Origin of the sequence: Chitinophaga sedimenti, from assembly GCF_023156195.1 — a bacterium.
Lineage (GTDB): Bacteria > Bacteroidota > Bacteroidia > Chitinophagales > Chitinophagaceae > Chitinophaga > Chitinophaga sedimenti.
The window spans coordinates 811,814-829,146 of the sequence record NZ_JAKUKA010000001.1 but is presented as its reverse complement, the minus strand read 5'-3'; the positions used below and the strand labels follow the sequence as shown (position 1 = coordinate 829,146).

Annotated in this window: 26 protein-coding genes and 1 pseudogene; 17 read left to right on the top strand and 10 right to left on the bottom strand. The window is 49.7% G+C overall.

From position 1 onward, the window contains the following. Nucleotides 1–123: 123 nt before the first annotated feature. From MKQ70_RS04870 to MKQ70_RS04835, 8 genes and pseudogenes are all read left to right on the top strand, one after another. The gene (locus tag MKQ70_RS04870) at nucleotides 124–384 is read left to right on the top strand and encodes a carboxypeptidase-like regulatory domain-containing protein (RefSeq protein ID WP_248068725.1); all 261 of its coding nucleotides are present in this window, start codon (nucleotides 124–126) and stop codon (nucleotides 382–384) included. Next, entirely contained in the window at nucleotides 290–1,810 is a 1,521-nt protein-coding gene (locus MKQ70_RS04865) for a TonB-dependent receptor plug domain-containing protein (RefSeq protein WP_282456227.1), read from the top strand. The genes MKQ70_RS04870 and MKQ70_RS04865 overlap by 95 nt, the downstream gene beginning before the upstream one ends. Then, a pseudogene (locus tag MKQ70_RS04860) lies at nucleotides 1,714–2,553 on the top strand (TonB-dependent receptor domain-containing protein); the annotation flags it as partial. The gene MKQ70_RS04865 and the pseudogene MKQ70_RS04860, both read left to right, overlap by 97 nt. Before the next feature lie 184 nt (nucleotides 2,554–2,737). Then, complete coding sequence (locus tag MKQ70_RS04855; RefSeq protein WP_248068721.1) at nucleotides 2,738–3,340, top strand: hypothetical protein; 603 nt, start codon at nucleotides 2,738–2,740, stop codon at nucleotides 3,338–3,340. 316 nt (nucleotides 3,341–3,656) lie between these two features. Next, nucleotides 3,657–4,361, top strand: a complete 705-nt coding sequence (locus MKQ70_RS04850; RefSeq protein WP_248068720.1) for a RagB/SusD family nutrient uptake outer membrane protein — start codon at nucleotides 3,657–3,659, stop codon at nucleotides 4,359–4,361. Then, on the top strand, nucleotides 4,336–4,902 hold the full coding sequence (locus MKQ70_RS04845) for a RagB/SusD family nutrient uptake outer membrane protein (RefSeq protein ID WP_248068718.1): 567 nt from the start codon (nucleotides 4,336–4,338) through the stop codon (nucleotides 4,900–4,902). The genes MKQ70_RS04850 and MKQ70_RS04845 overlap by 26 nt, the downstream gene beginning before the upstream one ends. Further along, entirely contained in the window at nucleotides 4,893–5,063 is a 171-nt protein-coding gene (locus tag MKQ70_RS04840; protein WP_248068715.1) for a hypothetical protein, read from the top strand. Before MKQ70_RS04845 ends, MKQ70_RS04840 begins: the two co-directional genes overlap by 10 nt. 258 nt (nucleotides 5,064–5,321) lie before the next feature. Further along, a complete protein-coding gene (locus tag MKQ70_RS04835) occupies nucleotides 5,322–5,666 on the top strand; it encodes a hypothetical protein (protein ID WP_248068712.1) in 345 nt (114 codons plus the stop codon). A 76-nt stretch (nucleotides 5,667–5,742) separates the two neighbouring features. Here MKQ70_RS04835 and MKQ70_RS04830 read toward each other — a convergent pair whose 3' ends face one another. Further along, complete coding sequence (locus MKQ70_RS04830; RefSeq protein ID WP_248068708.1) at nucleotides 5,743–6,051, bottom strand: hypothetical protein; 309 nt, start codon at nucleotides 6,049–6,051, stop codon at nucleotides 5,743–5,745. Between the two features lie 408 nt (nucleotides 6,052–6,459). Here MKQ70_RS04830 and MKQ70_RS04825 point away from each other — a divergent pair, with 408 nt between their 5' ends. Next, nucleotides 6,460–6,792, top strand: a complete 333-nt coding sequence (locus MKQ70_RS04825; RefSeq protein ID WP_248068705.1) for an SGNH/GDSL hydrolase family protein — start codon at nucleotides 6,460–6,462, stop codon at nucleotides 6,790–6,792. Between the two features lie 35 nt (nucleotides 6,793–6,827). Beyond that, nucleotides 6,828–7,121 (top strand): SGNH/GDSL hydrolase family protein, encoded by a 294-nt coding sequence (locus MKQ70_RS04820; protein WP_248068703.1) that lies wholly within the window; start codon nucleotides 6,828–6,830, stop codon nucleotides 7,119–7,121. 164 nt (nucleotides 7,122–7,285) lie between these two features. Here the strand turns inward: MKQ70_RS04820 and MKQ70_RS04815 are convergent, their stop codons facing one another. Further along, on the bottom strand, nucleotides 7,286–7,483 hold the full coding sequence (locus tag MKQ70_RS04815; RefSeq protein ID WP_248068701.1) for a hypothetical protein: 198 nt from the start codon (nucleotides 7,481–7,483) through the stop codon (nucleotides 7,286–7,288). Between the two features lie 8 nt (nucleotides 7,484–7,491). Beyond that, nucleotides 7,492–7,995, bottom strand: a complete 504-nt coding sequence (locus MKQ70_RS04810; RefSeq protein ID WP_248068698.1) for a DNA alkylation repair protein — start codon at nucleotides 7,993–7,995, stop codon at nucleotides 7,492–7,494. 741 nt (nucleotides 7,996–8,736) lie between these two features. Between MKQ70_RS04810 and MKQ70_RS04805 the strand changes: the two genes are divergently transcribed. Beyond that, complete coding sequence (locus MKQ70_RS04805) at nucleotides 8,737–9,174, top strand: response regulator (protein WP_248068695.1); 438 nt, start codon at nucleotides 8,737–8,739, stop codon at nucleotides 9,172–9,174. 15 nt (nucleotides 9,175–9,189) lie between these two features. Here the strand turns inward: MKQ70_RS04805 and MKQ70_RS04800 are convergent, their stop codons facing one another. From MKQ70_RS04800 to MKQ70_RS04785, 4 genes are all read right to left on the bottom strand, one after another. After that, complete coding sequence (locus MKQ70_RS04800) at nucleotides 9,190–9,393, bottom strand: PepSY domain-containing protein (protein WP_248068692.1); 204 nt, start codon at nucleotides 9,391–9,393, stop codon at nucleotides 9,190–9,192. Then, complete coding sequence (locus MKQ70_RS04795; protein ID WP_248068689.1) at nucleotides 9,390–10,469, bottom strand: PepSY-associated TM helix domain-containing protein; 1,080 nt, start codon at nucleotides 10,467–10,469, stop codon at nucleotides 9,390–9,392. The genes MKQ70_RS04800 and MKQ70_RS04795 overlap by 4 nt, the downstream gene beginning before the upstream one ends. A 122-nt stretch (nucleotides 10,470–10,591) precedes the next feature. Further along, nucleotides 10,592–11,140, bottom strand: coding sequence for a glycosyltransferase (locus tag MKQ70_RS04790; protein ID WP_248068687.1), 549 nt, complete (start codon nucleotides 11,138–11,140; stop codon nucleotides 10,592–10,594). Further along, nucleotides 11,137–11,934: a glycosyltransferase gene (locus MKQ70_RS04785; RefSeq protein ID WP_248068684.1), complete on the bottom strand. Its 798-nt coding sequence runs from the start codon at nucleotides 11,932–11,934 to the stop codon at nucleotides 11,137–11,139. The genes MKQ70_RS04790 and MKQ70_RS04785 overlap by 4 nt, the downstream gene beginning before the upstream one ends. Nucleotides 11,935–12,166: 232 nt before the next feature. Here MKQ70_RS04785 and MKQ70_RS04780 point away from each other — a divergent pair, with 232 nt between their 5' ends. From MKQ70_RS04780 to MKQ70_RS04770, 3 genes are all read left to right on the top strand, one after another. Next, entirely contained in the window at nucleotides 12,167–12,487 is a 321-nt protein-coding gene (locus MKQ70_RS04780; protein WP_248068680.1) for a hypothetical protein, read from the top strand. Nucleotides 12,488–12,618: 131 nt separating this feature from the next. Continuing rightward, nucleotides 12,619–13,125 (top strand): hypothetical protein, encoded by a 507-nt coding sequence (locus MKQ70_RS04775; protein WP_248068678.1) that lies wholly within the window; start codon nucleotides 12,619–12,621, stop codon nucleotides 13,123–13,125. A 184-nt stretch (nucleotides 13,126–13,309) separates the two neighbouring features. Beyond that, on the top strand, nucleotides 13,310–13,486 hold the full coding sequence (locus MKQ70_RS04770) for a hypothetical protein (protein ID WP_248068676.1): 177 nt from the start codon (nucleotides 13,310–13,312) through the stop codon (nucleotides 13,484–13,486). On the opposite strand, the gene MKQ70_RS04765 is transcribed toward MKQ70_RS04770, so the two are convergent. From MKQ70_RS04765 to MKQ70_RS04755, 3 genes are read right to left on the bottom strand one after another with little or no spacing between them, the layout of a single operon-like run. Further along, nucleotides 13,467–14,114, bottom strand: coding sequence for an FAD-dependent monooxygenase (locus MKQ70_RS04765; RefSeq protein ID WP_248068674.1), 648 nt, complete (start codon nucleotides 14,112–14,114; stop codon nucleotides 13,467–13,469). The genes MKQ70_RS04770 and MKQ70_RS04765 overlap by 20 nt on opposite strands. Then, nucleotides 14,078–14,617: an FAD-dependent monooxygenase gene (locus tag MKQ70_RS04760; RefSeq protein ID WP_248068672.1), complete on the bottom strand. Its 540-nt coding sequence runs from the start codon at nucleotides 14,615–14,617 to the stop codon at nucleotides 14,078–14,080. The genes MKQ70_RS04765 and MKQ70_RS04760 overlap by 37 nt, the downstream gene beginning before the upstream one ends. A gap of 48 nt (nucleotides 14,618–14,665) precedes the next feature. Beyond that, entirely contained in the window at nucleotides 14,666–15,235 is a 570-nt protein-coding gene (locus MKQ70_RS04755; protein ID WP_248068670.1) for a Crp/Fnr family transcriptional regulator, read from the bottom strand. A gap of 100 nt (nucleotides 15,236–15,335) precedes the next feature. Between MKQ70_RS04755 and MKQ70_RS37700 the strand changes: the two genes are divergently transcribed. Genes MKQ70_RS37700 through MKQ70_RS37690 form a run of 3 tightly spaced genes read left to right on the top strand, consistent with a single transcriptional unit; the run spans nucleotide 15,336 to nucleotide 17,133 of the window. Next, entirely contained in the window at nucleotides 15,336–15,839 is a 504-nt protein-coding gene (locus MKQ70_RS37700; protein ID WP_282456226.1) for an AMP-binding protein, read from the top strand. Beyond that, the gene (locus MKQ70_RS37695) at nucleotides 15,827–16,303 is read left to right on the top strand and encodes an AMP-binding protein (RefSeq protein ID WP_282456225.1); all 477 of its coding nucleotides are present in this window, start codon (nucleotides 15,827–15,829) and stop codon (nucleotides 16,301–16,303) included. The genes MKQ70_RS37700 and MKQ70_RS37695 overlap by 13 nt, the downstream gene beginning before the upstream one ends. Further along, nucleotides 16,282–17,133 (top strand): AMP-dependent synthetase/ligase, encoded by an 852-nt coding sequence (locus tag MKQ70_RS37690; RefSeq protein WP_308199410.1) that lies wholly within the window; start codon nucleotides 16,282–16,284, stop codon nucleotides 17,131–17,133. The genes MKQ70_RS37695 and MKQ70_RS37690 overlap by 22 nt, the downstream gene beginning before the upstream one ends. Nucleotides 17,134–17,333: the final 200 nt, after the last annotated feature.

Sequence of the window (17,333 nt, the reverse complement as noted above, 5' to 3'; positions counted from 1 at the left end):
AGAAAGAGTGGCCAGGGGACGTTAATACATAGGACAACTCAACAAGCAACTAAATTTCTATTCCGAGTTATTGTTTTCGCTACGCTAAACACAAACTATTTATGAAAAAAGTTACTCAGCACTTTGCTGCTATTGCTGTTTTTTGCAGTATCATGGGCGCAGAGGAAGATTACGGGCGAGGTATTGGATCAATCCAGCGGCGGCCCGGTAATCGGCGCCACCGTGCAAGCTGGTAAATCGGTGGGCACTACCACCAATACGGATGGTAAATTCACCCTTGCCGTGCCGGATGGCACCAAATCCCTTACGATTTCCTTCATTGGTTACAAACAACAAATCATTACCCTGGTGCGGCAGACCACTACAAAGTATCGCTTCCGGTAGACGACCGTTCGCTGGACCAGGTGGTTGTAGTAGGTTATGGTACGCAAAAAGAGCGAACCTGACCGGCGCTGTTACTACTGTAGATGTGGCCAAAACCATGCAGGCCCGTACCATCACGGACGCAGGACGCGCTTTACAGGGCACCGTTCCCGGCTTAACCATCACCACCACCAGCGGCGACATCGGTACCAATCCGACGATCCGCCTGCGTGGTTTAACTGGCTCTACGAACGCTGTTAACGGCGCACAGCCACTGATCCTGCTAGATAACGTGGAAATCCAGAGCCTGTTGATGGTAAACCCGGATGATATTGAATCTATTTCCGTATTGAAAGATGCGGCATCCACGTCAATTTATGGTAGCCGCGCCGCATTCGGCGTTGTGCTCATCACTTCCAAATCGGGTAAAAAGAATACCCAGAACAAAATCACGTATTCCAACAACTTCTCCCGGTCTAAGCCCACTACCCTGCCTACTCCGGCAGACGACGACGGCCTCGAGTATTCCCTGGCGGCAACGATCCGCACCAACCCGGCGGCTAAATTCTCCAGCGCCATCGGTATGCGTTTCGACTCTGCGAGCATTGAGAAAATCAGGCAATGGAAAAGAGACTGGGGTGGTAAAAACCTCGGACCTGAAATGGTAATGGGCCGCGACTTTGAAGTAAAAGACGGCGCCGTGTATTACTATCGTCCCTGGGACGTGAACGAGCTGTTTATCCGCGACTGGACACCGCAGCAGAACCACAACCTGAACTTTGCCGGCGGCAACGATAAAACTGCGTACAGCCTGAGCCTGGGTTATCTCGGCCAGGAAGGTCTGATGAAAGTACAAACGGATAAATTCCAGCGTACCAACGTAAACCTGAATGTAACGAGCTCCGTTCAACCCTGGTTAGACCTGCGCAGCCGCGTGATGCTGACCCGCACCAACCAGGAAACACCATTCTCCTTCGCCAGCGTACAATATGATCCGCTGTACTACCTGTACCGCTGGAATGCCCTGTACCCTTATGGTACTTATGAAGGCAAACCTTTCCGCAACGTAGTATCGGAAATGCAGGCAGCACAGATGTCGACCGTAAAAGCCAACTACGGCCGTTTTGCACTGGGAGGTACGATCAAAATCGCTCCAGGCCTTACCGTCGACGCGGACTATACGTACACCAACAACCAGGCGCACGTCCGCGAAGTAGGCGGCCCGCTCACTGCCTGGAACAACTGGGGTGGCGCGCCGTTAAAATATGAAACGTACACACCTCCTACGATTACTCCCAGTATACTTCGAGGTGGTACGAAAACCATACCTTCAAAACCTTTGCTACCTACCAGAAAGAGCTGGGCGACCACTCCTTCAAGATCATGGGCGGTATGGACGCGGAAACACAGGAGAACACTTCTCATTATTCCAAAAGAAATAACGTAATTGACCCTGCCATTGGCGAGCCTAACCTCTCTACCGGTGATCAGTTCGTAGGTTCCAGCCACGACGACTGGGCCACGATGGGCTTCTTCGGCCGTATCAACTACGCCTGGAAAAATAAACTGTTGCTGGAAGTGAACGGCCGTTACGATGGCTCTTCGAACTTCCCGACCAACAACCAGTGGGGCTTCTTCCCGTCTGTGTCCGCAGGTTACATCCTTACAGAAGAAGCATTCATGAAAGACTCCCGTAACGTTGTTTCTTATTTGAAACTGCGCGGCTCCTATGGTTCTATCGGCAACTCAGACATCACCGGCAACGGCGCTACCTTCCGTCCCAGCATGACCTCTGCGTCTTCCGGCTGGTGGATCGGCAGCACCAACCCGCTGACCGCCAATCCTCCTAAAATTATTCCGCCGATGCTGACCTGGGAAACCATCAACACCGTCGACTTTGGTTTTGACTCCCGCTTCTGGAATGATAAAATTGGCTTAACGTTCGACTGGTACAGGAGAACAACGAAAGACATGGTGACTACCGGCGTACAGCTGCCCAGCACCTTTGGCGCCACCCCGCCCTACCGCAACTATGGCGAAATGCAGACCACTGGTTGGGAGATCACCCTCGATGGTAACCATACTTTCGATAACGAACTGTCTATTAATGCCACCCTGTCTCTCTCCGACTTCCGTGAGAAGCTGACTAAATTCGCGGGTACCACCATTACCGGTTACTACCAGGGGTAAATATCTGGGCGAGATCTGGGGTTATGAAACAGACCGTTACTTTACCGAAAACGACTTCCAGAAAGATGCTAATGGTAAACTGATCACCGACGGTACCGGCAAATACATCCTGAAAGAAGGCGTAGCCAACCAGAAGTTCCCGGAAGGCCAGACTTCCGCATGGTTCTGGTACGGCCCTGGCGACGTGAAATATAAAGACCTGAATGGCGACACCGCTATCAACAACGGCCGCAATACCGTTGCAGATCATGGTGATATGCGTGTGATCGGTAACAGCACTCCACGCTACCAATACGGCATCCGCCTGGGCGCTAACTGGAAAGGCGTTGACTTCAACATCTTCTTCCGGGGCGTAGGCAAACGCGAACTGTGGGCGCCAAGTATGATGACCATCGCCGGCTTCAACCCGGGCGATGCGATGTACGAGCACCAGATGGACTACTGGACGCCAAGCAACCCGAACGCGTTCTATCCAAGACCGTCTAACACTAACCAGACGGCTACGCAGAACTTCTATCCGCAAACCAAATACCTGATGGACATGTCGTACCTGCGCCTGAAAAACGTTTCGCTGGGTTATACCCTGCCCAAACGCCTGGTAGAACGCGCGAGACTGCAAAACCTGCGCATATATGTAAGCGGTGAAAACCTCTGGGAAAAAGACAACCTGTTCGTACCGATCGATCCGGAAGTGGACTTCCGCTATGCCGGCATCGCTACCGCCACTTTTGGCAGGAACTACCCTTACCGCAGATCATTCGCCTTTGGTGTACAGGTGTCTTTATAAAATTTAAAGCGAGCTACAATGAAAAAACTTCTCTATATACTTACGCTGTCGGCCCTGGCAATCTCCGGGTGTAAAAAGACTTTATTACCCGTCCGCCGAAAGACGAACTGTCCGACCTCACGTTCTGGACATCAGAAAAAATGTCCGCATTTATTCCTGGCGCTTTTACCCGCTTTATTTCCCGGGTTACGGCAACGGTAATACCTGGGGAACCTACTTCTCCGTACAGAGCCTGAACGACGACTTTGCCCCCACCACGCCAAGCGCTTTTACCAAACAATCGCCGGCAAGCGGTGGTGGCTGGAGCTTTACCAACGTGCGTAACATCAATCTCTGGATAGACAGGATCAAACGTGTGCCGATGAGCGAAGAGGCTATGAACCACTGGCTCGGTATCGCCCGTTTCTTCCGTGCCATGGAATATGCCGATATGGTGCGCACGTTCGGCGATGTGCCGTTTTATAACACACCGCTGGAAGAAAGCGACCTGCAGGCGTTATACAAACCACGCGATCCGCGCACACAGGTGGTAGACAGCATCCTGTCCGACCTGAAATTTGCCTCTGCCAACGTTCGTGTAAGCGATGCCTCCATTACAGGCGACGCCGGACTGGTAATCAACCGCGCCGTAGTGAATGCTTTCATGTCGCGCATTATGCTGCACGAAGGCACCTGGTATAAATATCACAACCTGGATCAGGCTAAATCCACCGAATACCTCACTGCGGCTAAAACAGCAGCGGATGCGGTAATAGCCACCAATACCTACTCACTTGATGCGGACTACCGGAGTGTGTTTAGCTCGATGAGCCTGGCTGCTTCCAAAGAAGTGCTGTTGTTCAGGAAGTACGAAACCAACCAGATTACACACTCGCTGATGAGCTATAACAATAAAGAGCCTCAAACCGGTGCATCTAAAAATGCGGTAGAATCTTACCTGTGCGACGATGGTTTGCCAATCGGCGTATCGCCGAAATATGCAGGCGACAAAACAGTTGACCAGTATATTCACTGCGCGTGACGGCCGTTTGTCGGCTACATTCGTGAAAGCTTACCGGGTGATCAAAGTAGCGTCGAACTATAGCAGTACGGCCTATTCCAGCCAGAAGTTCCTGAACGAATCGGTAAAAGACATTGCGGAAGGCAGCAACGCGCTGAACCAGACCGATGCACCGATTATCCGTTTTGGCGAAGTACTGCTCAACTATGCAGAAGCAACCTATGAACTGGGACAACTGACGCAGGCAGACCTGGATAAATCTATCAACAAGCTGCGCGACAGGGCTAAAACAGCCCGCCTGAAAATTGTAGGCGGCAACCCGGTAGCTGCAACAGCCGGTGGCGATGTAGCTTATGACGATCCGAAACGTGATCCTACCGTGCCTTCCATGCTGTGGGAAATCCGCCGCGAACGCCGCGTGGAGATGATGTTTGAAGGTAACCGCCTCATCGACCTGAAAAGATGGAAAAAACTGGCTTATACCGATACCAAAGCAAACGTGGACATTAACCGCGGCGCCGGATCACGAAAGCCGCTTTCCCCACTACCGATGTGGTGCTGACAAACGGCACCGAAGGCTATATAATTCCTGCTCCCAAAGTGGAAACAGAAAGGGTGTTCAACAACGACCGCCTGTACCTGAACCCACTGCCACTGGACCAGATCACACTGTACAAAACAAACGGATTTGTGTTAAAGCAAAACACCGGATGGGAAGAATAATGCATAACCTAAACCAGTTTATGAGTAAACCGGCTCCTTCAAAAGGGGCCGGTTTTATTTTTAATATCACTGCTGCTCTTTCGCAGCGATAACAACATAACGATCAATTACTTAGCACTGCGATAAATTAGCATAGTTTAATAACGAACGCTTAAGATATATTCCTGAACTTTTTAACTAACTATGCGTTCTATAGACAGATAAGAACCACCCGAACAGACAGAGAAAAGGCTATATATTTTTTATCAATTCCGATCTATGACCTACACAAACGTGACGGAGAAAAAGATTTACTTACGTTTCCCATCATCTCATTTTTTACCGGGAGCGGCCATGAAACCGTTCTTCGTGATACTGCAGATACATGGTGTCAACGAAGATTTTTCGGCCCTGCAGCTGGGCCTGCCCGATGATGCACGCTATGACAATACACAGCTGGAACCCGTGCTCGAACGCTTCGGCATGTATCATGAATGGCGTCAATTGCAGCAATTAAGCTACCCGATGCCGGTAGATCACTTAATGTACCTGATGGTAGAAGCCGGCCTTGTAAAAAGGCTCAAATCATCGCGTATGCGCGGCAGCGAAGTGCTGCTCGATTAAACACCATGCAATCTAAAAAACATTGCCTGTACCGCTTGCGCAGCACAGGCAATATCCGATTGCCATTAATACAAGTTTAGAAGTTCAGACTGGCCTTGAGGCCGAAGAATCCGAAACCATTTTCGCGGATCCAGCCCTCGTATTTACCCTGTATGTCGAACATCAGGATGCGTATGCCGATGCCCGGCGATACGATGAACGCGCTGCCGCTGGGACCGTCATCGCCCGCAAAATTGGCTGAACCGGCTTCCAGTTTAGCGTACAGTACCGATACCAGTTTATATTTAAGACCAACGCGCACCGGAATCGCCTGGATGGCGCCATATTCGGCGGTCATGCCATTATCGGTGGTAAACTTTTGTCCGCCGAAGCGCATGTAACCCACCGAGCCTGTAGCTGTGAAGCCCGCCAGCAGTTTGATGTCGGCATTAAGACCGGCTCCCCAGCCTGTGCTGTGCGTATCACTAAAGTCGCCGGGGGGAAGCCAGCTTCCACATAAGGGCCAATACTAAAACGTTTCAATTGCGCATTTGCCGTACTGCCGGCTAAGAGCAGCAGCACCATTGCCAGGAAAGGCAGGATCGTGTTTTTCATCAGTAGGATATTTGGAATGACAAATTAATTGAATATTACCGGTATCGTTTGCGTAAAATCCCGCGCCCGATTATGATCTAATCCCTATTTTGGAACGCATAAATTCACGTTATCCAATGACCAGAACTTCCGCCAACTGGCTGTTAGCCGGTTCTCTCCTGCTATTATCATCATTTATCATTCCAAAAAGAAAATAAAAGTGTACCTGGCGGGCGACTCCACGATTGCTGTAAAAGAACCGCGCGCATATCCCGAAACCGGCTGGGGCATGCCGTTCGCCTGGTTCTTCGATTCTACAGTGAGCGTAGAAAATTATGCAAAGAACGGGCGCAGTACGGGCACCTTTATCGCCGAAGGACTATGGCAAAAGATCGAAAGCAGCCTGCAGGAAGGTGATTATGTACTGATCCAGTTCGGACATAACGATGAAGTGCCCACGAAAAAAGCTATACTACCCCGGAACAATACAAAGCCAACCTGCAACGCTTCATCCGCGCCACCCGCGCCAAAAAAGCGTTCCCCGTACTTATAACACCAGTAAGCCGCCGGCGGTTCGACAGTACCGGTGTGGTACCGGAAACGCATGACTATACCGCTTACGTGCTGGAGGTAGCCGCCGCGGAAAAAACGCCGCTGATCGACCTGGATGCGAGCAGCCGGCAATTGTACCAGCAGTTTGGCCCCGAAACATCCAAACTACTGTTTTTGCAACTGCAACCCGGCGAGCACCCCAACTACCCTGCGGGTAAAGACGACAACACTCACTTTTCCGAACTCGGCGCACGACTCGTTGCCCAACTTGTATTAAAAGACATTAAAGCACTCCAACTGGAGCTGGCGGAACGGATTGTGAAGAGATAGGACAACCCGCCTTTTATCATGGTCAGCCGCCGCAGTGTTTCACCCGCTTCGGTAGCGGCATCTTACACAGTCCTTTGAAATGACTTGAAGGACCGCAATTGTACCGTAATGCTATAAGTTCATAATTTGTCCATTCCGGATGCCTGGTTAGCCCATTCCCATTCTTAGCAAAAGGCGGTCTTACGCTTCTTCCCTACGCGCCCCGTCTCTTCTACTTTAGCAATGTATGCAAGCGCATCCGGCACTTTGCAGGCAGTGCCGCCCATATCCACCGTTACCGGACCGACCTTTCCGGCCGTTTCCCGGGCTTTTTCGAGCAGCGCTGGCACGTAGCTGCCAACAGCGATTACGAAGCCATTCATCGTGTATTTTACGCGATTTTCTTCCCGGTGTATGTTTTGGGAAACCTGTATAAGCAGCTTTTCAATTTCAGCGAGGTCGAGCTCCTCGTCTTTTTGACAGCCACCAGCGAACTGTAAGTGCTCCAGCCGCAAGCACGCAGTGAGGGTTCCGGTGCGGCCATCCACGATATGGCCAGCTCATGACCGAAACGGCTTTCGGCCGCAGTCCATGGGACAGTGCATTCGTTTAGCATGCTCCAGTTCGCCGCGGCGGCCCACTCCTGCAAATCGGCTTTCGTCATTTTTGCAGGATCGGAGATAAGGCCGGCCAGGTACATGGCGTCGCCATTGCCCGTGCGGTACAACGCCATAGACAGCGGATAATTCTTCTTTTCCCGCTTCTGGATCACTTTCATGTCGGCCACCTTAACGCCGTACACCGACGGCGGCGCGCCGTGGTTCAGCCAGGTTTTCTTCGTTTGCGCGGTACCCAGTTTTTCCAGTTCAGCCATGATCGCAGCGGCGCTACTCATATAAATCGGTTTTGCTTCCTAAATATAGCACAATTCGCTCGCTCCCAGTCACATAGCAGGCACCAGTACTGTTTAGTCGTTGTTAACGTTCGTTAAAGCGCTGTTAACATGGGCTAAAACAAAACGTTTACCAACCAAAATAGGCCGTTCACGAACTCTCTCTTTACAATATCCCACAGGAGTGTACCTTTGGTGTAGGTTTTTCATAAGATATGGTTAAAATTACTGAGGGCGGTATTCTTACCGCCCTTTTCTTTTTCAGCTACCTTCGCAATTTAACCAGGTTTCAAACTTTTACTACACATTAAAGGTAAAATCCGTAATATTAAAATACCTTCATCAGCCCCCGGTATCCAGCCGACATTTCGCCGCCGACGGGCAATAATCAACGCTCGTTGCTTAAAACAGTAGTTTTCTGGCATAGATTTTATCGATGTATGTACTGCATAAATCCGGGGAAGAATATCTACACCGCCAACTGGTGAAAGATGCCTGCACTACAATTGACCAGTGTGATAAATTTATTAAATACATAACTTTACAAATTACTATCAAAAATATTTCACTTTTATATGATAAAAAAGCGGTAGTTAAATTAGCTTTATCGAAGTGTGTAAGTCTGTTAAAGGAACGGGCCCACGAAAATTAACCTAAACATTTAATTAGCGGAGATATTTTGTCTGAGTGCATAAAGCCAACTTGAACAAGCAGCTTAGAGACAGAAAACATTAAAAAGTATGTATGAATAACCAGCATGTTAAAATACTACTGGCGGATGATGATCCTGAAGACCGTTCTATTATGCAAATTGTATTCGACGAGCTGGACTTGTCGGCAGATATATTTTTTGTTGAAGATGGTACGGGTGTAATAGAATACCTCCGGGAAGTGAGCGGTAGCACATACCTGCCCGATCTGATCGTGCTGGACCTGAATATGCCCAAATTATCGGGCAGCGAAACACTGAAGATCCTGAAAACGCACGACCTGTACAAAAACATCCCGATCATCATCTTTTCCACCTCGCTTAACGAGATCCAGATGAGGGAATGTATGGCGATGGGTGCCAGCTCTTACGTCATCAAGCCCAACACGTTCGAGGAATGCCTCACTACAGGCAGGCGTTTCTACGAATTCAGCCGGAAACAATATACATTCCCGGCGCTGATGAGCACCTGATTTCAATAAATTAATTTAAGCTACAGATACTTCCGCAATGGAAGGTTTGCCGGCCGGCTGGGGCACTCTAATGCTTTTGGCGGCCGGTTTCTTTTTGCGCCTGCCCCACCATACCAGGAAGCCCGTTACCGGTAAGCTCGCGCAAATGAACGATGCGAAAAAGGCAATAAACTTGCCGGTAAGACCGCCAATAGCACCCACGTGTATATCGTAGTTCATGCGGTATATTTTGTCTGCCAGCCCCCCTTTTCATAAGCCTTGCTGTACATCGCATTGCTCGGGATCTCTTTCAGGGTATTCCGGTCGAAGTACCGGAACAAACGTCGATAATAGGTTTTATCCTCGGGGTTAAAATTCACGACAACAGGATCGGTTTTGGCCGAAGGAAACGACACGGACAGGTAAGCGTACTGTCCAGCATATTGCTTGTCCATCCTCGCGAACAGCTCATCTTCCGGCGCGGCATACATGGCCGTAGCGGTAGAATCGGAAAACACCTTTTCGCGCACCGGCGGACGGGATTTACCGCCAGAGGTGACGAAGTAGCTGCCCTTTGCAAACCATTCAAATCCCCATACCAGCCCGGTGAGGGCAATTATCAGTGCCAGCAGCATCACGTAGAAGCCCAGCACATTATGGAGGTCGTAGTTCACACGCTTGAAACTCGCTCCCCATTTTATCTTAAAACTCTTATCTGCGTTCGCTTTCTTCAGGTTCTTCGGCCACCACATGACCAGACCGCTGATCAGCAGTATCACGAAAATCAATATGGCCGAGGCCACTACCGGGTGACCGATCTCATTCGGCAACCACAGGTAAAAGTGACCATTCAGTATAAAACGGAAAAAGTCTTTGTTCCAGTCCTTCTCCCCGCGTACCTCACCGGTGTAAGGGTTCAGGTATACGGCTTTAAAGCCATCTTTACGGTTACCATAGTTGATCACGGCCGATTTACCGGGACCGTACGCCACGCCGGTCAGTTTATTCACGGCAGTTTCGCCCTCCGGGCCAAATGCATGTTTAGCGGCGATCGTCCGCAGCTGGGAAGGCGGCAGGTAAGGCTTGTCCTGCACTTGGGTAAACTGGTACGGCTGGGTTATGTCCGTGATCTCCCGCTGGAAGGCATAGATGCAACCGGTAACACTCACAATAAATACCACGGCGCCGCTGATCAATCCGAGCCAGAGATGCAGCCAGGCGTTTACGCGGCCGAACAACGACTTGCCCTGCTTCTTTTTCTTAACAGGCTGATTTTTAGCTGATCCTGGTTTATTGATACCTTTCTCCGTTTGCATACCCCCAAAATTACTGCCGCCTTTCCGGGGTATTATGTCGGATCGGGAATTTTTTTATCTAAAAGGAAAACCGCTGCCATTCCACGAAGCAGCGGTTTAGGGGTATTTGGTAACAAAACGACTCAGGAGAGGGAGAACTCGCCGGACAGGCGGCGTACCATGGTATTTTTACCGTCAAGCAGCCCCATGATGTGCTCCTCGCACAGGCGGTACGTGTCGTACCGGGCAAACTCTTCGGACAGGCGGCTTACATTGGTTTTATATTGCTTGTCACTCAACACTTTATCCACTGCCTGTTTAATCCGTGCCACGGTTGGCTTCTCCGTTTTAAGGTTAATACCCAGTTTAAAATAGCCAGCCCTGGCGGTAATTTCACTTTTACCCTCATGGATGCCGGCCAGTACCATGGGTAACTGGTGGTGAATGCCCAGCATCACGCCACCATAACCACCGTTGGTCACGTATACATCGGCGATGGGCATTATTTCGTTAAAGTTGATAAAGTCTTCCACCACGATGTTCTCCTGGGGATAACGTTCCCGCAGTTCCTGCGTACGCGAACCGCCGGTAGTGGCCACGACCAGGTATTCGGTGTTCTTGTAAGCCTCCAGCACAGGAACGATCAGCTTTTCCACGTCGCGCTCGGCCGTGCCCTGTGTTACCAGTATCACTTTTTTATATTGCTTCCGTTTAGCCTCCAGTTTAAACGCGCCGACTTTTTCATATGATCGGGCAGCAATGCGCCTACGAAACGAACATTGGGGTTTAAATCACTCCGATGAAACTCAAAGCCCGGCACGCCGCTTTGCAGCAGCAGGTCACAGCGTTGCATCCATCCGTCGAACAGGATACCCTTTACCGGCGGAAGGCCATACCGACCATACACCTCGTTCATGCACTGGTTCACTTCCTTAAAAATTAAATGCTCCGCCATCCAGCGCAGTATGCGGTGTTGCAGTTTGCCGAAGATATTACCCGCCGGTACCATGCCCATACCGGTTGGCGGAAGGTCGCGAGAGCTTTCCATCAGCGGACAAACGCCAATAGCAACTGTCGGCACCTTCAGGGCTTCGCGTACCAGCGGAGCGCCGGTAAAAAGGATGTCGGCCACCAGCACATCAAACGCAAACTCTTCATAGATCTCCTTAATATCCTCGGCAAACTCCGGTCCGCGCAGAATAAAGAAGTTCTTCATATCATATTTCAATTTGGCCAGTTTGCCCTGGTTGTCTTCACGATCGGGAAATACCTGGTCCATCGTTTCCATGTTCACTTCGAGCGCACGTTTGTAGCGATAGGTCGGAATGTTCATCCGCACGATTTTATCTTCATAAAACTTGCTGGTGTACCAGCGCACATCGTGCCCCTGGTCGCGCAGCCAGGCAGCGATGCCCGTAAGCGGATTAAAGTGGCCATCTGCGGCCATGTTGGCAAATAATATCTTTTTCGGTTGTTGGGATTGCATCTTTTTAACTGTTTTACGGATACAAAATAACTGCTTAAGCAGCGGTTGAAAATCCGTTACAGTCATGATTTTCAGGATTCAGTACTAATACTTAGGGGATCAGCGTTACAACGCTTATCAGCCGCAGTTGTGTCACACCCTTCAGCAGGCAGGATTCCTATCGGTCTTTGCTGTTGTTTTTCTCATCTAAATGATTAAATTAGCATTAACAACTATTAAACCATATACAACTATGATTGCTTTTACCTCAATGCTCGTGATAGCAGCAGCCTTTTTTGTTGCACACGTAATGCTCCTTTTCACCTCATTCAGCAAAACAGGATTTAACAAGAAGAAGTATTTCTGGTCTCACCTCACGTTATGGATCACTGGCGTAGTTGCTTATCTCACCACTGTTTTGTATGCAGGTAAAGGTGTATCGTCAGTGGTGGATCTTTTTGACTCAACCGGTAAACAGGCGTTGCTGCTGCTGGTAGTGGTAGTGCTTTCCGTGGTGGCGCACACCGTGGTCAAGCTGTTCATACTGCCAAGGTATGTAACACCCCGGACGTAATCACTTTATAACATGGCATTTTAAGAGGGCATAACGGGCGTTATGCCTTTTTTATAACCCGGCATACACCCAATGTAAATCATTTATTTACTTAACTTGCTGCCCGTTCGTTTCCAGAAGCGACTCTTTCTATGCGCAATTTCATGGCTAAACCATACAACTGGCTGTTATTGCCGGTAATCATTACGCTGCTATACCGCCCGTTTCATCACGGCGGAATGGATATTCTTGCCGGTAATGAGATGGTGCACCTTACGCCGCTAACCTTCCATACGCTGTTGCTTGGACCGCTGGTGCTGCTCTGGCTGCTGTACATCGTCACCAACAAACAACTGCATGCTCCCAAACTTACCCTGGTATCGGTCATCATGGCGCTGGTTACATTTGTGCTGATCGTTGCATTTATCTTCTACTTTAAATCAAACCTCGTACAAACTGACCTTTTCATAGATATCAGCAACGCGAAGAATATCACCTATGCCGCTATGTTTATGGAACAAATCGGCGTATTGCCCGTAGCTGCTTATCTTTTATGGTTGGTCAACCTTATTATGGGGGTAATGAAAAAAAAACACAACGGCCTGATATGCGCAACTTCTTTTCAAAGCCACACAACTGGCTCCTGTTACCCACATTGATTGTATTACTGACCGCTGTGTTCGACCAGCGATCCGTCGACCTGCAAATCGCGGATACCTACTTTATTATGCCATCCTATTACCTCTATATACCGGTAGCTTTCTTTTTTTAATAGCGTGGCTGCTCTATCGGACTACGGATCAGTACTTATACTCCAAAGCACTTAGCTGGGTAACGATTGGAATGATGCTACTCTCGTTTGCATTGATTTGCCTGCTGCGCCTTTTGCCACAGCCCGAAGCGCAGGAGGCGGCTTACCTCACCATCATCGGCATTGCAGTAGGTACCCTGCCATTGCTCGCGCAATTGGTATTTATCGCCAATATTTTGTTAGGTGTTATTAAAAAGCCGCGCCCTTAAAATCAACGGTATACAATTTTTCGAACTGCTTCGAACGCAGCGCCGCCGGCATCGCACGCAGCAACAGGTCGCGCGCGGCGATCAACAAACTGTTCTCGAGTTGCGCGGCCTGCCCGATCGCACGGCTCTGGCGAACAATATCGCGCGTGCGCCGCAACCGGCGTTGCTCGAACGCCGGAAATGCTTGATGGTAACTACCATGGCGTTTTAACTCCTCCGCCAGCACCACGGCATCTTCTATCGCCTGGCAGGCGCCCTGTCCCATATTGGGCGTGGTGGCATGCGCAGCATCGCCTAACAACAATACGTTCCCGTAGGCAAATTTTTTCAGGGGTTTAAGATCGTAGATATCGTTCTGCAAAAGCGCGCTGTCTTTGGTTTGACGCAGTATACCGGGAATCGGCGCATGATAATGCCGGAAGTGTTCGTAAAGATCTTTTACCTTAAAGCGTTTAAACTCTTCGTCGTTTGCCGGGGCATTAATGCAGGCGAACCAGTAAATGCGCTGTTGCGTGAGCGGTATCACGCCTACACGGCCCGCAGCTCCCCAGGTTTCTGTGGCCCCGGGCGGCTCATCGCCTACATTCGCTATTACTGCACGCCAGCAGGTGTAACCGGAATAACGCACTTCCGCATCCGGTACCAGTTTTTGCGCAACGCGGAGTTAATACCATCGGCAATCAGCAGGCAGCTGGTATCGTGGGTGCTGCCGTCTGCAAAATAGAGGCGGATGTTATCGCCTTCGCGTTCTATATCCAATGCACGTTTGCCGGTATGTACACTGCCCGCGGGCAGTTCCGAAAACAATGCATCATGGAGTTCCGCACGGTGTATGGTAAAGTTGTCTAACCCGAACTTTTCACCGATAACGGCGCTGTCGTTCCGCGAAATGACCTTGCCACGCGCGGTTAAAATCGAAAAATGGGGCAGCTTCGCGCCGAGGGGAATAATTTTACCGGCAAGTCCTAATTTTTGCAAACCTAACATAGCGTTGGGCGCTAAGCCAAGGCCGGCGCCTACGGCTTTAATTTGTGGGGCGGCTTCAAACACTTCGGCATCAAAGCCGGCTCTTTTTAAGGCTATGGCAGTCGTTAATCCGGCGATGCCCGCGCCTATAATAGTCATCTTCATGCCGCAAAATTGAATCAAACTAACGTAAAACCGCTTCTCATATGATAATTAATCGAGCGAGGCGCGTAAACGACTAAGGCTCACCGGCGTGATACCCAGGTACGAAGCCACGAATTTCAGCGGTGCGCGGTTCAGTAATCCGGGGTATTTGTTGTCGAGCTCACGATACCGTTCCTTTGCCTCATGAAAACGGATCGATTCAATGCGGCGCTGTCCCTCCAGGAACGCAAAAATCATCATCTTCCGGCCTGCCCGCTCCACGTCGTGATGCAGGCTGCTCATCCGCTCCAGCGCCTCCAACGTAATCGCATATACATTGCTGTTTTCCAGCACCTGGATCGCCTTTTTAGAAGGCTGCCCGGTAAACAAACTTTCCACGCCGCCGATGAACTGTCCCTCGATTGCAAAGTAATCTGTTACATCGAGTCCCTTGTGGTAATAAAACACACGCGCCAGCCCGCTTTCGAGGAAATACACCTGTCGCGACACCTCCCCAACTTCCAGCAACTGTGTATACCGCGGCACCCGCGGCAAATACTTTACTTCGGCGTCAAAGTCCGCAATGGAGGCGGCAGATAAAGGACTCATCGCGTGGATGGCAGCTGTTAAGGGGGTCATGTTTAACTGGTTCAACAATAAAGATAACCGACTTTAACTTTATTGCAGCACGACACAATGCATAATTTTTTTATCTTTCCATCTGTAATTCCCTACGTTTATGATAAAACCGTACAGACTGTTCGACGCCGTTGATGTTCAACTGGAAAAATTTCCCAAACAGGAAATGCTTTCCGCCAAGATAAACGGTGAATGGAAACCCTTCAGCACGCAGGAAGTCAGAGACATCACCAACAGGTTTAGCGCAGGCTTGTTGCAGCTTGGTGTTAGCGGTAACGATTACACGCCCGAGGGAGCAGATAAGATCGCGATCATCAGCAACAACCGTCCCGAATGGGTGTTTACGGACATTGCCGTACAGCAGACCGGCGCCGTGCTCGTGCCTATTTATCCTACGTGCAGCGCCCAGGAACTGGAGTTCATTCTCAACGATGCAGCGGTGAAATATATGTTTGTAAGCAGCGAAGAATTACTCCTAAAAGTGCGCGGCATCAGTAACAATGTACCTACCCTGCGTAATATCTATACCTTTGACGAAACACCGCAGGCCGACCACTGGACGAAAGTAAAAACGCGGCCACGCCGGAACTCTTGCAACAGGTAGAAGTCATCAAAAAACAAATTGATTGGGAGCATCTGGCTACCATTATTTATACGTCGGGCACCACCGGCCAGCCCAAAGGCGTGATGCTCACGCATCATAACATTGTGAGCAATGTGTTCTTCTCAAAAGAAAGCTTTCCTTTTGAAGATGCGCCGCAAGCCCGATCCCTCAGCTTTTTACCGCTGAATCATATTTTTGAGAAAACGTGTACCTACATTTACCTGTTTTCAGGTTACAGCATTTATTATGCGGAGAACATGGAGAAGATAGCCGATAACCTCCGCGAGATCAAACCGGATGGCTTTACCACCGTTCCCCGTTTGCTCGAAAAGGTATTCGAAAAAATCATGTCGAAAGGCAACGAACTGACGGGCATTAAAAGAAAACTGTTTTTCTGGTCGGTGTCGCTGGCCGGGCGTTACGATAACAAAAAAACCTCGGACTGCTCTACAACCTGCAGCTGAAAATAGCGAACAAACTGGTATTCTCTAAATGGCGCGAGGCGTTAGGCGGGCGCATCGGGTTTATTGTAACGGGCGGCGCCGCCTGTAACGAAAAGCTGCTCCGTATCTTTAACGCCGCACAAATCCCCGTATACGAAGGCTACGGCCCTACAGAAAACAGCCCGGTGATCAGCGTAAACCGCCGCAAACCAGTGGGCGACCGGTACTTCGGCACCACGGGCCCTGTAATCACCGGCATCGACGTAAAACTGGCTGAAGACGGAGAGATCCTTGTGAAAGGTCCCACCGTCATGAAAGGCTACTACAAACGCCCCGACCTCACTGCCGAAACAGTGATCGATGGCTGGCTGCACACGGGCGATATCGGCGTATGGATCGAACAGAAATTCTTAAAGATAACCGACCGCAAAAAAGAACTGTTCAAAACCAGCGGCGGTAAATACGTGGCGCCTCAGCCCATCGAAAATAAAATGAAAGAAAGCCCCTTCGTGGAGCAGATCATGGTCGTGGGTAACGAACGCAAATTTGTAGGGGCGCTTATCGTCCCGTCCTTCTCCATGCTTAAACAATGGATGCCGCAAAACGGCCTTACGTTTACCTCCAATGAGGCTGCTATTGCGGAACCGAAGGTGCTAGCGCTGTTCAAAGACCTGGTAGAGAGCTTCAATAATTATTTTAACCACGTGGAGCAGATCAAACGTTTTGAACTGCTGCCCCGCGAATGGAGCATCGAAACCGGGGAGATGACACCTAAACTTAGTTTAAAAAGGAAAATAGTGATGGAGAAATATAAAGACGCTATCGAACGAATTTACGACGTTCACGGGTGATTTCCTGTCATTAACAAATATTTTAGATCATATTCAGCCAACACTTATTAACTTAAAGCCGCTAATTAAATTAGCGGCTTTAAAATTTGTATGCATTTAAGAATTTAGCTATGAGGCATCCAAAATCCTGTGACGTACGGACCTGTTAACTGTGATCGTCTGATACCCACTACCCCAGCCACGGAAAGCTAAGAAAAAGC

Excerpts from the sequence above, each read along its gene's own strand:
- MKQ70_RS04865 (WP_282456227.1), top strand. The coding sequence starts at position 290 with ATGGCACCAAATCCCTTACGATTTCCTTCATTGGTTACAAACAACAAA.
- MKQ70_RS04835 (WP_248068712.1), top strand. The coding sequence starts at position 5,322 with ATGACCTACACAAACGTGACGGAGAAAAAGATTTACTTACGTTTCCCA.
- MKQ70_RS04815 (WP_248068701.1), bottom strand. The coding sequence starts at position 7,483 with ATGAATGGCTTCGTAATCGCTGTTGGCAGCTACGTGCCAGCGCTGCTC.
- MKQ70_RS04810 (WP_248068698.1), bottom strand. The coding sequence starts at position 7,995 with ATGAGTAGCGCCGCTGCGATCATGGCTGAACTGGAAAAACTGGGTACC.
- MKQ70_RS04805 (WP_248068695.1), top strand. The coding sequence starts at position 8,737 with ATGAATAACCAGCATGTTAAAATACTACTGGCGGATGATGATCCTGAA.
- MKQ70_RS04800 (WP_248068692.1), bottom strand. The coding sequence starts at position 9,393 with ATGAACTACGATATACACGTGGGTGCTATTGGCGGTCTTACCGGCAAG.
- MKQ70_RS04795 (WP_248068689.1), bottom strand. The coding sequence starts at position 10,469 with ATGCAAACGGAGAAAGGTATCAATAAACCAGGATCAGCTAAAAATCAG.
- MKQ70_RS04785 (WP_248068684.1), bottom strand. The coding sequence starts at position 11,934 with ATGCAATCCCAACAACCGAAAAAGATATTATTTGCCAACATGGCCGCA.
- MKQ70_RS04780 (WP_248068680.1), top strand. The coding sequence starts at position 12,167 with ATGATTGCTTTTACCTCAATGCTCGTGATAGCAGCAGCCTTTTTTGTT.
- MKQ70_RS04775 (WP_248068678.1), top strand. The coding sequence starts at position 12,619 with ATGCGCAATTTCATGGCTAAACCATACAACTGGCTGTTATTGCCGGTA.
- MKQ70_RS04770 (WP_248068676.1), top strand. The coding sequence starts at position 13,310 with ATGATGCTACTCTCGTTTGCATTGATTTGCCTGCTGCGCCTTTTGCCA.
- MKQ70_RS04760 (WP_248068672.1), bottom strand. The coding sequence starts at position 14,617 with ATGAAGATGACTATTATAGGCGCGGGCATCGCCGGATTAACGACTGCC.
- MKQ70_RS04755 (WP_248068670.1), bottom strand. The coding sequence starts at position 15,235 with ATGACCCCCTTAACAGCTGCCATCCACGCGATGAGTCCTTTATCTGCC.
- MKQ70_RS37700 (WP_282456226.1), top strand. The coding sequence starts at position 15,336 with ATGATAAAACCGTACAGACTGTTCGACGCCGTTGATGTTCAACTGGAA.